Consider the following 13,362-nt stretch of genomic DNA (forward strand, 5'->3'; position numbering starts at 1 on the left):
AGCCGCCCGTCTCACATCCGCAGCACCTCGACCACGTCCAGGTCCCGGAACACGGCCTCGCCCTCGGTGATCTCCTGCATCCGCTTGGCGAAGTCGCCGGTCGCCGGGTGCTCGGAGTTGCGCATCGCCGACGCGTGGTCGGGGAACGCGACCACCTCGACGTAGCTCCCGGGACGGTTCCGGTCGGCGCCGACGATCCCCCAGCGGGCGGTCGCCTCCCGGCCGATGGCGGCCCGCCACTGCTCGGCCAGCTCCCGGACCCGGTCGACGTCCGGCGTCCGGAACTCGATGAGCTGCACGAAGGAGCCGGTCTCGGCGTGCAGCTCCGTCTCCTCGCGCAGGGCGCCGCGCAGCGCGTCGCGCAGGTCCGCGCCGTCCGCGTGGCCGTGCGCCGCCACGGCGTGCGCGGCGGCGAGCTCGAGGACCTCGTCCTCCTCGCCGGAGATGAGGACGGTGCAGTTCTTCTCGCTGGGCATCGTCCGGCAGTCCATGGTCTTCCTCGCCATGACCCCTCCTCGGGCCGTGCCCCGCCCGCCCGCGGGTGGGCGGGCCGGGGGCAGCGCCGAGCGTGGACCGGGTACGGCGCGGTCTCCAGTGGCGGAGGTCCCCGGCGAGGTCGCGCGTCAGTCGCCGAGCAGGCCGGTCTGGGTGAGTCTCTCGGCGATGTCGGTGAGCTTGCGGTTGGTGTCCTGGCTGGTCTTGGCCAGCAGGGCGAACGCCATCGGTGCGGTGATCTTGTACCGCTCCATGAGGATGCCCTTGGCCTGGGCGATCGAGTCCCGGCTGGCCAGTGCCGTGGCGACGTGGGTGAGGTCCTGGGCGTCGGCGACCGCGATCGCTGGGTGGCTGGCGAACAGCAACCCGACGCGCTCGGACTCATCGGTGAAGGCCCTCGGTCGGCGGGCCAGCACGTTCAGCGCTCCCACGTCGTTGTCGTCCACGAACAGCTGGATGGAGAGCATGCTGGCGACGCCGAGTTCCTCGGTGGCCCGGGCGGCCAGTAGCGGCCAGCGCGGGTCGGTGGCCAGGTCGCTCACCCGCACGGTCTGCTGCTGGTACATGGCGTCGAGGCAGGGGCCCTGCTGCAGCTCCTGCTGCAGTTGGTCGAAACGGCGCGCCCGGTCACTGGTGAACGCCTCGGACAGCACCCGCCGCCGGTTCTGCACCAGGCTGACGGTGGCGTCCTCGGCGCCCGGGATGGTGCCCGGCACGGCGGAGACGATGATGTTCATGACCGACCGGGGGTCGGTCTGCCGCTGCAGCTGCCGCGCCAGGTCGGCCAGCGCCTGCGCGAGATCGTCCCGCACGGCCTCGCCGGTGGCCTGCGTGGACGGGCGCCCACGGTTGTTGGCCCGTCCGGCGTTTCCGGCCCGCCCGTGGCGCTCTGCTCCAGGGCCGTCGGAGGCCTCCGGGATCTTCTCGGCCACCCTACGAGCCTGGCACCCACGCGAGGAGATGGAAACCGAAACGGGCCGGTCGGAACCGCAGGCGCACGCCTGGAGCGCCCGACCCGACCTCCCGCCGCGACTCGCCGGAGCGACCCGGGACGACGGAACCGCAGGTCGGCCGGGGGAGAGGGTGGAGACGAGGGGAATCGAACCCCTAACCCCCGCCTTGCAAAGGCGGTGCTCTGCCAATTGAGCTACGTCCCCGGACGGCCCGGTGGTCTGCGCCACCGGACCGGTTCAGCGGGTGGTGGGTGTGCTGACCGCCTTGGGGCCGGACGTGGCCTCCGCCCACAGGTCGGCCTCGGCCCGGCCGGCGGAGCGCCGGCGGACGGCGGCGACCGCGGCGGCGGCGGCCGCGATCAGGGCGACTCTCTTGATCACGCGGCTCCTCCTCGTGGGACGCCGCGGCCCCTGTCCGGCAGGGGCCGCGGGGACCGGTGGACGCCGGCGGACCGGCACACGGGTGGGCCTGGGAGGACTTGAACCTCCGGCCTCATCCTTATCAGGGATGCGCTCTAACCGCCTGAGCTACAGGCCCGTGGACCTCGGACAGCGTACCTGCCGCCGCGAGGCCGTTCGCGAGGGGGTCGCTGCTAGTCCCGCTCGGCGAGGGTGACCTCGAGGCCGCCGACCAGGTCGGAGCAGAGGTTGTAGATGAAGGCCGCGACGGTGCACAGGGCGGTCATCAGGACGATGTTGATCGCCCCGATGACGGCCGCCCCGCCGAAGACGACGCCCGGGGTGATGGCCTCGCTGGCGCCCCCGTCCTCACCAGAGCTGCCCAGCTGGCCGAAGAGGTCGTTGAGGGTGTCGAAGACGCCCAGCCCGGACAGGACGCCGTAGAGGATCCCGACGGCCACCATCCAGATGAAGAACAGCGCGATGGACAGGACCAGCGAGATCTTCAGCGCCGACCAGGTGTCGATGTGCCGCAGCTGGAGGCGGGCGCGCCGGGGCCCGCGCGCCTTGGCCTTCCCGGCCGCGGGCCGGGCGGTCCCGTTCCGGCCGGCCGCCGCCGCGCCGGACCCCGTGGCGGGCGCGACCGGGGCGGTGCCGGTGGCCGGTGCCGGGCCGGTGCCGGTCGCCGGGCCACCTGCCGCAGAGGCGCCCGCAGGCCCCGGGGCACCCGCCGCCGGGGCGGTGGCCGCCGGGGCGTCGGCGGCCTCGCCGGGCCGGGTGCCGGCGCGCACCGCACCCTGCGTCCGGTCGCTCATGCTGCTCTCCCGCTCCCCAGCGGCCGCTGCCGCTGCTCCGCGCCCCGGGCGCCCTGTCGGCACCCGGGGGTGCCGGGCACGCCGGTCAGGTGGTGATCACCGGGCCGGCTGCGCCCGGGTCCCGCCCACGAGGGGGTACCCGGGGCCGCCGGCCCCGACTCCCACACTAGGCCGAGGCTTCGTCGTTGTCCGTCGTACGCGCGATAGCCACGATCGAGACGTCCTCCGGCAAGTTCATGAGCTTGACACCCATCGTGGCCCGGTCCTTGTTGTGCCGGACCCCGTTGACCGGCGTCCGGATGACGCCCCCGCCGGAGGTGATGGCGTACAGCTCGTCGCCCAGCTGGACGGCGAGCGCCCCGACCAGGTTGCCCTTGCGGGCCTTCGGGTCGGCCGTGAGCACGCCCTTCCCGCCCCGGCCCTGGTTCGGGTAGTTCTCGATGCCGGTGCGCTTGGCGAACCCGCGCTCGGTCGCGACGAGGACGTCGACGCCCTCCTGCACCACCATCATCGACAGCAGGCGGTCGTCGGGCGCGAGCGAGATGCCGCGGACACCCTCGGTGGCCCGGCCCATCGGCCGCAGCGTGGCGTCGTCGGCCTTGAACCGGATCGACATCGCCTTGCGGGTGACCAGCAGCAGGTCCTGGTCCGGGTCGATGAGCGCGGCACCGACCAGCTCGTCGCCGTCGCGGAGGTTGATCGCGATCACGCCACCGCTGCGGGGGGAGTCGAAGTCGGTCAGCCGGGTCTTCTTGACCTGGCCCTTCGCCGTGGCCAGGACCAGGTACGGGGCGACCCCGTAGTCCTTGATCTGCATGACCTGGGCGATCTTCTCGTCCCCCTGGAAGGCCAGGATGTTGGCCACGTGCGCGCCTCGTGCGGTGCGGTTGGCCTCGGGCAGCTCGTAGGCCTTGGCCCGGTAGACGCGGCCCTTGTTGGTGAAGAAGAGGATCCAGTCGTGGGTGGAGCCCACGAAGAAGTGGTCGACGATGTCGTCCTGCTTCAGCTGCGCGCCCATCACGCCCTTGCCACCGCGGCGCTGGGACCGGTAGAGGTCGCTCTTGGTCCGCTTGGCGTAGCCGGTGCGCGTGATGGTGACGACGACCTCCTCCTGCGCGATGAGGTCCTCCATGGAGACGTCGCCCTCGTTCGCCACGAACTGGGTGCGCCGGTCGTCGCCGTACTTCTCGACGATCTCGGCGAGCTCGTCGCGGACGATCTGCCGCTGCCGCTCGGGGGAGTCGAGGATGGCCTGCAGTTCGGCGATGCGCGCCTCGATCTCGGCGAGCTCGTCCATGATCCGCTGGCGCTCCAGGGCGGCCAGCCGGCGCAGCTGCAGATCCAGGATCGCGACCGCCTGGATCTCGTCGACCTCGAGCAGCTCCATCAGGCCGGTGCGCGCGGCGTCGGCCGAGGGGCTGTTGCGGATGAGGGCGATGACCGCGTCGAGCTGGTCGAGGGCCTTGGCGTAGCCGCGCAGGATGTGCGCGCGCTCCTCGGCCTTGCGCAGGCGGTACCGGGTGCGCCGCTGGATGACCTCGATCTGGTGGTGCACCCACAGGCGCACCAGCTCGTCGAGCCGCAGGGTGCGCGGCACGCCGTCGACGATCGAGAGCATGTTGCAGCCGAACGAGGTCTGCAGCTGGGTGTGCTTGTAGAGGTTGTTCAGCACGACCTTGGCGACGGCGTCGCGGCGCAGCGTGATGACCAGGCGCCGGCCCACGCGGTCGGAGGACTCGTCGGCGATCTCGCTGATGCCCTGGAGGCGGCCCTCCTTGACCGACTCGGCGATCGACTCGGCCAGGTTGTCCGGGTTCACCTGGTAGGGCAGCTCGGTGACGACGAGCTGGACGCGCCCGCGGGAGTCCTCCTCGACCGTGACGACGGCACGCATGCGCACCGAGCCGCGGCCGGTCCGGTAGGCGTCCTCGATGCCCTCGCGGCCGACGATCAGGCCGTGGGTCGGGAAGTCCGGGCCGAGCACCCGCTCCATGCACGCGGTGAGCGCCTCCTCGGGCTCCGCGTCGGGGTGGTCCAGCACCCAGTAGACGGCCTCGGCGACCTCGCGCAGGTTGTGCGGCGGCATGTTCGTGGCCATGCCGACGGCGATCCCCGCCGAGCCGTTCACCAGCAGGTTCGGGATGCGCGCCGGCAGGACCAGCGGCTCCTGGGTGCGGCCGTCGTAGTTGGCCTGGAAGTCGACGGTCTCCTCGTCGATGCCCGAGAGCATCTCCATGGCCAGCGGGGTGAGCCGGCACTCCGTGTTGTGGCTGACGAAGCCGTTCGTGAGGAACGCGTGGTCGTCCGTCTCGACCTTGAGGGAGTAGACCGGCGCCGATCCGGCGTCCTCGACGGAGGCGACCTCCGCGTAGTGGAAGCGCCCGTCGACCAGGGGGGCGACGACCTCGAGCGCCTCGGCGTTCGTGATCCGGGCCTCGATGAGGTGCCGGTCGCGCTCCCAGCGCTCGATCCGGTCGACGTTGTGCCGCTGCAGCCAGTCCCGCTCGGTCCACCGGGTGGCCCCGGTGGAACGGAGGAAGTCGGCGACGAAGGGGACGTGGTCGGCCGACATCGCGGTGCTGGTGACCGGCACCTGACCGAGCTCTGCCTCCAGCTTCGCCTGCTTGCGGCCCCAGAAGCCGACGTTCGCGGCGAAGAGCCGGGCGTCGCGGCGGTTGCTCACGACGACCTCGATCTCGCCGTTGGCGTACCGGCACAGCGAGCTCACGACGCCGAACTCGAGCAGCAGCTGCTGCACCTCGCGGGCGAGGCGGTCGCTGCGGGTCGAGTAGCTGATCTGGATCGTGTTCCTCGGCAGCAGGGACGACGATCCGTCCCCCTCGAACAGCGCCTGCAGGAACAACCGCCGCGTGCCCGGCGTGGAACGCCAGATGACGTCCGGCACACGCTTGTCGGCGCTGCGCTCCCCGACCATGTCGGCCAGCTCGGTGCCCCGCAGGCTGGTGAGGTCCTGGACGTCGAGCTCGTGCAGCACGTTGCCCGACGCGATGATGCGGGAGCCGACGTACCGGCGCCCCCCGACGCACCGGTCGTAGGCGGAGACCACCGCGGCGAAGAAGTCGCCGTCGAGGTTGTTGAACCCGGCTCGTCCCTCGGACACGAAGCCCTCGCTGACCAGGGCTCCGGCGAGCAGCGCGAAGTCGGCCTCGGAGGCGGTCGGGACCCCGACCTCCTCGCGCGGGAGGCGCTGCAGGACCACGCGGTCGCCGGGCACGATCTCGTCCAGCAGCTTCCACAGCAGCGTCGGCACGCCGAGCACGCTGACCAGGCAGAGCAGCGGGTGGTTGCCGGTCCCGGTGACCTCGAAGCCACCGGTGGTGGTGAGCTTCTTGACCGGGTGGGTGCCCGAGTGGAACACCGTGCTGGCCAGGACCGGGTCGCCGTTGCGGTCCAGCACCTTCACGCCCAGCTCGCGCTCGCTGTCGGGCTCCATCCCCTCGGCCAGCTCGGCGAGCGTGACCGTCGAGTCGACCGTCCGGACCAGCGCGTCGCCCGTCAGGCAGTAACGCATCGCGGCCGGCGGGTCGTTGCCCGGGGAGCCGAAGTTGCCCTGCCCGTCGATGAGCGGGTAGCGCATCGACCAGGGCTGGGCCAGCCGCACGAGGGCGTCGTAGATCGCCGAGTCACCGTGCGGGTGGTAGTTCCCCATCACCTCGGCGACCGGGCGGGCGCACTTCACGTACCCGCGGTCGGGCCGGAAGCCCTGGTCGTACATCGCGAACAGCACCCGCCGGTGCACCGGCTTGAGGCCGTCGCGGACCTCGGGCAGCGCGCGCCCGACGATCACGCTCATCGCGTAGTCGATGTAGCTGCGCTGCATCTCCTGCTGGAGGTCGACCGCCTCGACGCGGTCGCGGAAGGGTGTCTCCGTCACGATTCAAGTTCTCCACGTGGTCGGTGGGCGGAGTGCCGCGGAGGAGGTTTCCTCGCCGCTCGCACTCCGGTCAGCCAGGGGTCCGTCGACTAGATGTCGAGGAAGCGGACGTCCTTGGCGTTGCGGGTGATGAAGCTGCGCCGGGCCTCGACGTCCTCGCCCATGAGGATGCTGAACAGCTCGTCGGCGGCCGCGGCGTCCTCGAGCGTGACCTGTCGCAGGATGCGGGTCTCGGGGTTCATGGTGGTCTCCCACAGCTCGCTGGCGTTCATCTCGCCCAGTCCCTTGAACCGCTGGATCGACTCGTCCTTGATCTTGCGGCCGGCCTCGGCCCCGGCCTTGACGAGCGCGTCGCGCTCCTTGTCGCTGTAGGCGTACTCGTCACCGACCTTGCCGCCCCACTTGATCTTGTACAGCGGCGGCTTGGCGAGGTACACGTACTGGCCCTCGACCAGCGGCCGCATGAAGCGGAACAGCAGCGTCAGCAGCAGCGTGCTGATGTGCTGGCCGTCGACGTCGGCGTCGGCCATCAGCACGATCTTGTGGTACCGGAGCTTCGAGATGTCGAACTCGTCGTGGATGCCGGTGCCGAAGGCCGTGATCATCGACTGGACCTCGGTGTTCTTGAGCACCCGGTCGATGCGCGCCTTCTCGACGTTGATGATCTTGCCGCGGATCGGCAGGATCGCCTGGTACATCGAGTCGCGGCCGGACTTCGCCGAGCCGCCGGCCGAGTCGCCCTCGACGATGTAGACCTCGGAGTTGCGGGGGTCGGTCGAGCGGCAGTCGGCGAGCTTGCCGGGCAGGCCGCTGACCGACAGCAGGCTCTTGCGGGCCAGCTTGCGGGCGTCCTGGGCCGCGCGGCGCGCACGGGCCGCCGACGAGGCCTTCTGGATGATCGTCTTGGCCTCGGTCGGGTTGGCCTCGAACCAGTGGCCGATCTGGTCGTTGCAGACCCGCTGCACGAAGCCCTTGACCTCGGTGTTGCCCAGCTTGGTCTTCGTCTGGCCCTCGAACTGCGGGTCACCCAGCTTCACCGAGACGATGGCCGCCAGGCCCTCGCGGATGTCGTCGCCGGTGAGCTTCTCGTCCTTCTCCTTGAGCAGCTTCTTCTCGACGGCGTACCGGTTGACGATCGAGGTCAGCGCCGCGCGGAAGCCCTCCTCGTGGGTGCCGCCCTCGTGGGTGTTGATGATGTTCGCGAAGGTGTGCACCGACTCCGAGTAGGCGTCGGACCACTGCATCGCCACCTCGAGCGACATCGCGGTGTCGTTCTTGCCGGTGCCCTCGGCGGAGAAGCTGATGACCGACTTGTGGATCGGCGTCCTGCGGCGGTTGATGTGCGCGACGTAGTCGACCAGGCCGGCGTCGTACCGGTAGGTGATCTCCGTCGGCTCGAACGCCTCCGCCTCGTGACCGGCCTCCGGAGCGGCCTCGGCGAGGGTCACCTCGTCGGACAGGCCCGTCTCGGCCTTGCTGTGCCCCGGGCGCTCGTCGCGCAGGACGATGGTCAGCCCCTTGTTGAGGAACGCCATCTCCTGCAGCCGGCGGTTGATCGTGTCGAACGAGTAGTCCGTGGTCTCGAAGATGTCGCCGTCGGCCCAGAAGGTGATCGCGGTGCCGCGCTTCGTGGTGGGACCGACCTGCTCGAGCGGACCCGGCTTGGCGTAGGCGTAGTTCTGCCGCCACTCGATGCCGTTGTGCGCCCAGACCGTGACGGCCAGGCGGGTGGACAGCGCGTTGACCACGGTGACGCCGACGCCGTGCAGACCGCCGGAGACCCCGTAGCTCTTGCCGTCGAACTTCCCGCCCGCGTGCAGGACGGTCATGATCACCTCGACGGTGGGCCGCTTCTCCACCGGGTGCATGTCCACCGGGATGCCGCGGCCGTTGTCCTCGACGCGGACGCCGCCGTCGGCCAGCAGGGTCACCCGCACCGTGTCGCAGTAGCCGGCCAGCGCCTCGTCGACGGCGTTGTCGACCACCTCCCACACCATGTGGTGCAGACCGCGCTCGCCGGTGGACCCGATGTACATGCCGGGCCGCTTGCGCACGGCCTCCAGGCCCTCGAGGACCGTGATGGAGGAGCCGGAGTAGCCGTTGTCGGTCGTGCTGTCCGTCTTCGGTCGAGCGACCACGTGGGACCCTTCTGTCGCGCAACCGGGGGCTCGGCCGGGCCACTGCCCTGGAGGCCTCGAGGGGCGCAGGGAGGCGCTGAGCCGGTTGCTGGCGGTGTTCGCCCTCCAGAGTACCGGGTGGTCCGACAGGAACGCCGTCGTCCACGCCCTCAGCGCGTTCCTGCGCCACTCCCGGCACCTCCGCCACCACGGGGACAGCCCCGGGGGGCGACACGCCGTCCTCGGGCCGCTGGCGCCCTCCGGGTCGGCCCTACCCCCGCGTCGCGGCCGGCGGCTCCTCGCCCAGGTGCTCCGGGTCGAGGTGGGCGGGGGCGGCGCCGGTGCGCCGGTTGACCGCGACCGTCACCAGCCACAGCACGACGCCGATGGCCAGCAGGACCCCGGCGATGCGGTACTGCTCGGCCGCGCGGCCCGACCAGGGCGTGGCGAGGAACCCGCAGGCCAGCGCCCCGACCACCGGGAGCACCGTGGGGGTGCGGAAGTGGTCGGCGTCGACCGGGTCGCGGCGCAGCACGAGGACGGCGACGTTGACCACGGTGAACACGACCAGCAGCAGCAGCGCCGTCGTCCCGCCCAGCGCCGGGACCTCGCCGACGAAGGTGACCAGGCCGAAGGCCAGCAGGCTGGTGAAGACGATCGCCGTCCAGGGGGTCCGGCGGCCCGGCAGCACCCGGCCGAGCAGCGGGGGCAGCACCCGCTCCCGGGCCAGCCCGTAGACGAGCCGGCTGGCCATGAGCATGTTGATGAGCGCGGTGTTGGCGACGGCGAACATCGTGATGACGCCGAACAGGCTCAGCGGGAAGCCGGGGGCCCCGGCCGCCACCACCCGCAGCAGCGGCGGGGTGTCGGGGTCGCTGAGCTGGTCGGCGGGCACCAGCGCGATGGCCGAGATCGACACCAGGACGTAGATCAGGCCGGTGACGACCAGACCGGTCAGCAGGACCTTGGGGAAGATCCGCCGGGGCTCCTTGCACTCCTCGGCCATGTTCACCGAGTCCTCGAAGCCGACCATGGCGAAGAAGGCCAGGCCGGTGGCGGCGATGACCCCCGCCAGGACGCCCTTGTCGCCGGTGTCGAACTCGGTGACCCGGCCGAAGTCGCCCTCGCCGCCGAACAGCGCCCAGGCGCCGATCCCGATGATGATCAGCAGGCCCGACAGCTCCACGCAGGTGAGGACGACGTTGCTCTTCACGCTCTCGCCGACGCCGCGCAGGTTCACCGCCGCCACCAGCGCCATGAAGCCCAGGCCGATGAACGTGATCCCCCAGCCGGTGACGTCGACCTCGAACACCTCGGCGGCGTTCTCGCTGAACGCCCGTGCCGCGGTGGACGCCGAGGTGATGCCCGAGCTCATCACCGCGAAGGCGACGAGGAACGTGAGGAAGTGGACGCCGAAGGCCTTGTGCGTGTACAGCGCGGCGCCGGCGGCCTGCGGGTACTTGGTGACCAGCTCCAGGTAGCTGAACGCGGTGATCAGCGCGACGACGAAGGCGATGAGGAACGGCAGCCAGACGACGCCGCCGACCTCCGCGGCCACGGTGCCGGTGAGCGCGTAGATCCCGGTGCCGAGGACGTCGCCGATGATGAACAGCAGCAGCAGGCCCGGGCCCATCACCCGTCTGAGCGGCGGCTGCCCCCCCGGTCGTCGTCTCCTCGCCGGTGCGCGTGCTCGCCATGGCCGCCTCCTGCTCGTCCCGCTACCGGCGACCGCCGTCGGCCGGGGGGGCTCCGATGGTCACGGTTCCCCGGCCGCTGCGCGACTCGAGCGATCCTGCGCGGTTCCACGTGGAACGCGGCGCTACACCAGCAGCTGGGCGGCGGCGAGCTCGCGGTACAGCGGGCTGGCCTCGAGCAGCTCCCGGTGCGTCCCGGACGCGACCACCCGGCCGGCGTCCAGGACGACGATCCGGTCGCTGTCGAGCACCGTGGACAGCCGGTGCGCCACCACCAGCAGGGCCCGGTCGGCGGCGGCCGCGGCGAGGGTGCGCCGCAGCAGCTCCTCGTTCCGCGCGTCGAGGCTGGCGGTCGGCTCGTCGAGCAGCAGCAGCGCCGGGCGGGCCAGCAGCGAGCGGGCGATCGCCAGCCGCTGCCGCTCGCCGCCGGACAGCAGGACGCCGTCGTCGCCGACGGCCACGTCCAGGCCCCGGGGTGAGCGCTGCACCACGTCGGTCAGCCCCACGTCGGCGAGGACCGCCCACAGCTGCGGCTCCTGCGCGTCCGGGGCGGCGAGCAGCAGGTTGTCGCGGACCGTGCCGGCCAGCACCGGCGCCTCCTGCTCGACGTAGCCCAGCCGCGCGCGCAGCGCCGCCCGCGGCAGGTCGCGGACGTCGGTGCCGGCCCACCGGATCACCCCGCCGGTGAGCGGGTAGAAGCCCTCGATGAGGGCGAGCACGGTCGACTTGCCCGCTCCGGACGGCCCGACCAGCGCCACCCGGGACCCGGCCGGCACGCTCAGCGACACCCGGTCGAGCACCGGCGTCCCGTCCGGGTAGGCGAACGACACCTCGTCGAGCTCCAGCAGCGGCGTCCCCGCCGGCGGGACCCGCGGGACGGCCAGCACCGGGCCGCCGCGCTCCGGCCGGGCGTCGTCCTCCGGGTCGAGGGCCAGCACCTCCTGGATCCGGGCCAGCGCACCGAGCCCGGTCTGCAGCTGGGTCCAGGCCGAGATGGCCTGCCCCAGCGGCATCACCAGCAGGAACAGGTAGAGGACGAAGGCCACCAGGTCGCCGACCTCGATCGAGCCCGAGGCGACGCGGTAGCCGCCCAGGCCCAGCACCGCCAGGAACGCGCCCTGGACGGCGACCGACCCCGCCGGCTGCACCAGCGCCTCCAGCCGGGCGACCGCCACGCCGGCGCGGTAGGCGCGGGTGGCGCTCGCATCGACCACCGCGACCTCGCGGGCGGTGGCACCGCCGGCCCGGATGGTGCGCACCGCCGACAGGGCCCGCTCGACGGCGGCGCTCATCGCGCCGACCTCCTCCTGGGCCTGCCGTGACAGGCGGCGCACCCGGCGGCTGGCGGTGAGGACGACGGCGAGGCCGACGGTCACCGAGGCGGCCGTGACCAGCAGCAGCCAGGCGTCGACCAGCGCCATGGCCACGAGCGCCCCGACCGCGACCACCGCCGAGCCGGCCACCTCGACCACGCCGGAGGTCACCGTCGCACGCAGCAGCGTCGTGTCCGCGCCGACCCGGGACATGAGGTCACCGGTGCGGCGGCGGTCGTACTCGGCCACCGGCAGCCGCAGCAGCCGGTCGGCCAGGGTCCGCCGGGTGGTGAGGACGACGCCCTCGGCCGCGCGCTGCAGCACGTAGGACTGCAGCGCGCCGAGCACCGACGCCGCCACGAGCACGAACACGACGACCAGCGCGCCGACGACGGGCAGCAGCGCCCCGCCGCTGCCGACCGCGGAGATGACCTGGTTCACCAGGGCCGGCTGGGCCAGCGAGGCCGCGGCACCCAGCAGGGACAGCGCCGCGGCCAGGGCCAGCGCCCGGCGGTGCGGCCGGAGCAGGGGCAGCAGCTGGCGCACCCCCGCCCCGGACGGCGGGGCCGGGACCGCCTCCGCGGTCAGGGCCGGTGCCTCAGCCGGCGGCGGCGAGCGCGCCGACGACGGCCGCGAGCAGCCGGGCGTGGTGCTCGATGAGCTCGGGCCGCTGCCCGTCGGGCCGGATCGCCGCGACGTAGCCGCCGGACATCCCGCCGCCGCCGGCCGGAGCGGACCAGAACTCGTCGCCGTCGTCGCTGCCGAGCAGCAGCCCGCGCACGGTCGGGTCCTCGACCAGGCGGCGCACCGCCGGGCCGTCCTCGGCGGCCAGCAGGACCCAGCGGTCCTCGAACTCCGGGTCCCCGCTGGCGACGGGCACCAGCCCGCCGGTCCGGTGCTTCCAGAACCGGGCCGGCGACAGGCGGAAGCCCGGGACCGTCGCCAGCACCGGTGCGGCGGTGATGGCGTACTCGGGCACGACCCGCCGCTTGTCGGGGAAGACGACGTCGAAGGCGACCAGCTCCAGCGCGCCGTAGCGCCCGCGCATCACGCCGGCCGGGCGGTGGTCGCGGGTGAGCCGCGTCGGCGCGGTGGCCAGCAGCACCGCCAGCCCGGCGTCGGCCGGACCGGTGCCGTCGGACACCTCCCAGCCCTGCTGCACCGCCCAGCCCTGGGCGCCCACCGTGTCGCCCTGGTAGGCGAAGACGCGCTCGAACTCCGTGGGCTGCCGCGGCCGGCGGGGTCCGAACAGGCCTCCTCCGCGGCCGGGCGCCTCCTGCGGCGGCGCCTGCGGACCGGGCTGGTCCTGCTGCCACGGCTCGTAGCCGCCGTCCCGGGGGGGCTCGTGACCGCTCCCGCGCTGCGGTTCGACGCGGCCCTGACCGGGACGTGCCGGTTCGGCCGCCGGCAGGTCCCAGCCCGGCGGCTGCCAGCCGGGGTCACCGGCCGCACGTTCCGGCTCCTGCGGCCGGTCGGCCGGGCGGGTCTCCTCGGGGGTGTCCCGGGAGGCGTCGTCCCGGGGTGTGCCCTCGCCCAGGTGTGCCGGCTCGCGCCAGCCGCTGCCGTCGCGGTCGTCGAAGCCGTCGCCGTCCCGGTCGCGGGGGCCGGTCATCGCCGGCCCCCCGCCGTCCGGCCGGTGGTCTCGCCCGTCATCTCGCCGTCCTCCCGGAGCCGCTCGCGT

9 protein-coding genes and 2 tRNA genes are annotated in these 13,362 nt (G+C 72.8%); all 11 read right to left on the reverse strand.

Annotated features, from left to right (window positions below):
• Positions 1-11: 11 nt before the first annotated feature.
• The 11 genes from ACK586_RS05135 to ACK586_RS05185 all read right to left on the reverse strand — a co-directional run bounded on the left by ACK586_RS05135 (position 12) and on the right by ACK586_RS05185 (position 13,293).
• On the reverse strand, positions 12-506 hold the full coding sequence (locus tag ACK586_RS05135; protein WP_409329378.1) for a DUF1059 domain-containing protein: 495 nt from the start codon (positions 504-506) through the stop codon (positions 12-14).
• Positions 507-623: 117 nt separating this feature from the next.
• Positions 624-1,427, reverse strand: coding sequence for a GAF and ANTAR domain-containing protein (locus tag ACK586_RS05140; protein ID WP_409329379.1), 804 nt, complete (start codon positions 1,425-1,427; stop codon positions 624-626).
• 152 nt (positions 1,428-1,579) lie between these two features.
• Positions 1,580-1,652: transfer RNA gene (locus tag ACK586_RS05145), tRNA-Ala, on the reverse strand.
• 33 nt (positions 1,653-1,685) lie between these two features.
• The gene (locus ACK586_RS05150; RefSeq protein WP_409329380.1) at positions 1,686-1,829 is read right to left on the reverse strand and encodes a DLW-39 family protein; all 144 of its coding nucleotides are present in this window, start codon (positions 1,827-1,829) and stop codon (positions 1,686-1,688) included.
• Positions 1,830-1,912: 83 nt separating this feature from the next.
• Positions 1,913-1,986 (reverse strand) — tRNA-Ile (locus ACK586_RS05155).
• A gap of 55 nt (positions 1,987-2,041) precedes the next feature.
• A complete protein-coding gene (locus tag ACK586_RS05160; protein ID WP_409329381.1) occupies positions 2,042-2,662 on the reverse strand; it encodes a DUF3566 domain-containing protein in 621 nt (206 codons plus the stop codon).
• Positions 2,663-2,828: 166 nt separating this feature from the next.
• A complete protein-coding gene (gene gyrA, locus ACK586_RS05165; protein ID WP_409329382.1) occupies positions 2,829-6,557 on the reverse strand; it encodes an intein-containing DNA gyrase subunit A in 3,729 nt (1,242 codons plus the stop codon).
• Between the two features lie 89 nt (positions 6,558-6,646).
• Positions 6,647-8,695: a DNA topoisomerase (ATP-hydrolyzing) subunit B gene (gene gyrB, locus ACK586_RS05170; RefSeq protein ID WP_409329383.1), complete on the reverse strand. Its 2,049-nt coding sequence runs from the start codon at positions 8,693-8,695 to the stop codon at positions 6,647-6,649.
• Between the two features lie 250 nt (positions 8,696-8,945).
• Positions 8,946-10,307 carry an APC family permease gene (locus ACK586_RS05175; RefSeq protein WP_409329468.1) on the reverse strand — a complete coding sequence of 454 codons (1,362 nt, stop codon included), beginning with the start codon at positions 10,305-10,307 and terminating at the stop codon, positions 8,946-8,948.
• A gap of 186 nt (positions 10,308-10,493) precedes the next feature.
• Positions 10,494-12,227, reverse strand: a complete 1,734-nt coding sequence (locus ACK586_RS05180; RefSeq protein WP_409329384.1) for an ABC transporter ATP-binding protein — start codon at positions 12,225-12,227, stop codon at positions 10,494-10,496.
• A gap of 52 nt (positions 12,228-12,279) precedes the next feature.
• The gene (locus tag ACK586_RS05185; protein ID WP_409329385.1) at positions 12,280-13,293 is read right to left on the reverse strand and encodes a hypothetical protein; all 1,014 of its coding nucleotides are present in this window, start codon (positions 13,291-13,293) and stop codon (positions 12,280-12,282) included.
• Between the last annotated feature and the right edge of the window lie 69 nt (positions 13,294-13,362).

It is taken from the genome of Trujillonella humicola, assembly GCF_046233715.1.
In the GTDB taxonomy this organism is placed as follows: Bacteria; Actinomycetota; Actinomycetes; order Mycobacteriales; family Geodermatophilaceae; genus Trujillonella; species Trujillonella humicola.

Bases quoted from the DNA above. Each gene is read 5' to 3' on its own strand.
- ACK586_RS05135 (WP_409329378.1), bottom strand. From the start codon at position 506: ATGGCGAGGAAGACCATGGACTGCCGGACGATGCCCAGCGAGAAGAAC.
- ACK586_RS05160 (WP_409329381.1), bottom strand. From the start codon at position 2,662: ATGAGCGACCGGACGCAGGGTGCGGTGCGCGCCGGCACCCGGCCCGGC.
- ACK586_RS05175 (WP_409329468.1), bottom strand. From the start codon at position 10,307: ATGGGCCCGGGCCTGCTGCTGCTGTTCATCATCGGCGACGTCCTCGGC.
- ACK586_RS05185 (WP_409329385.1), bottom strand. From the start codon at position 13,293: ATGACCGGCCCCCGCGACCGGGACGGCGACGGCTTCGACGACCGCGAC.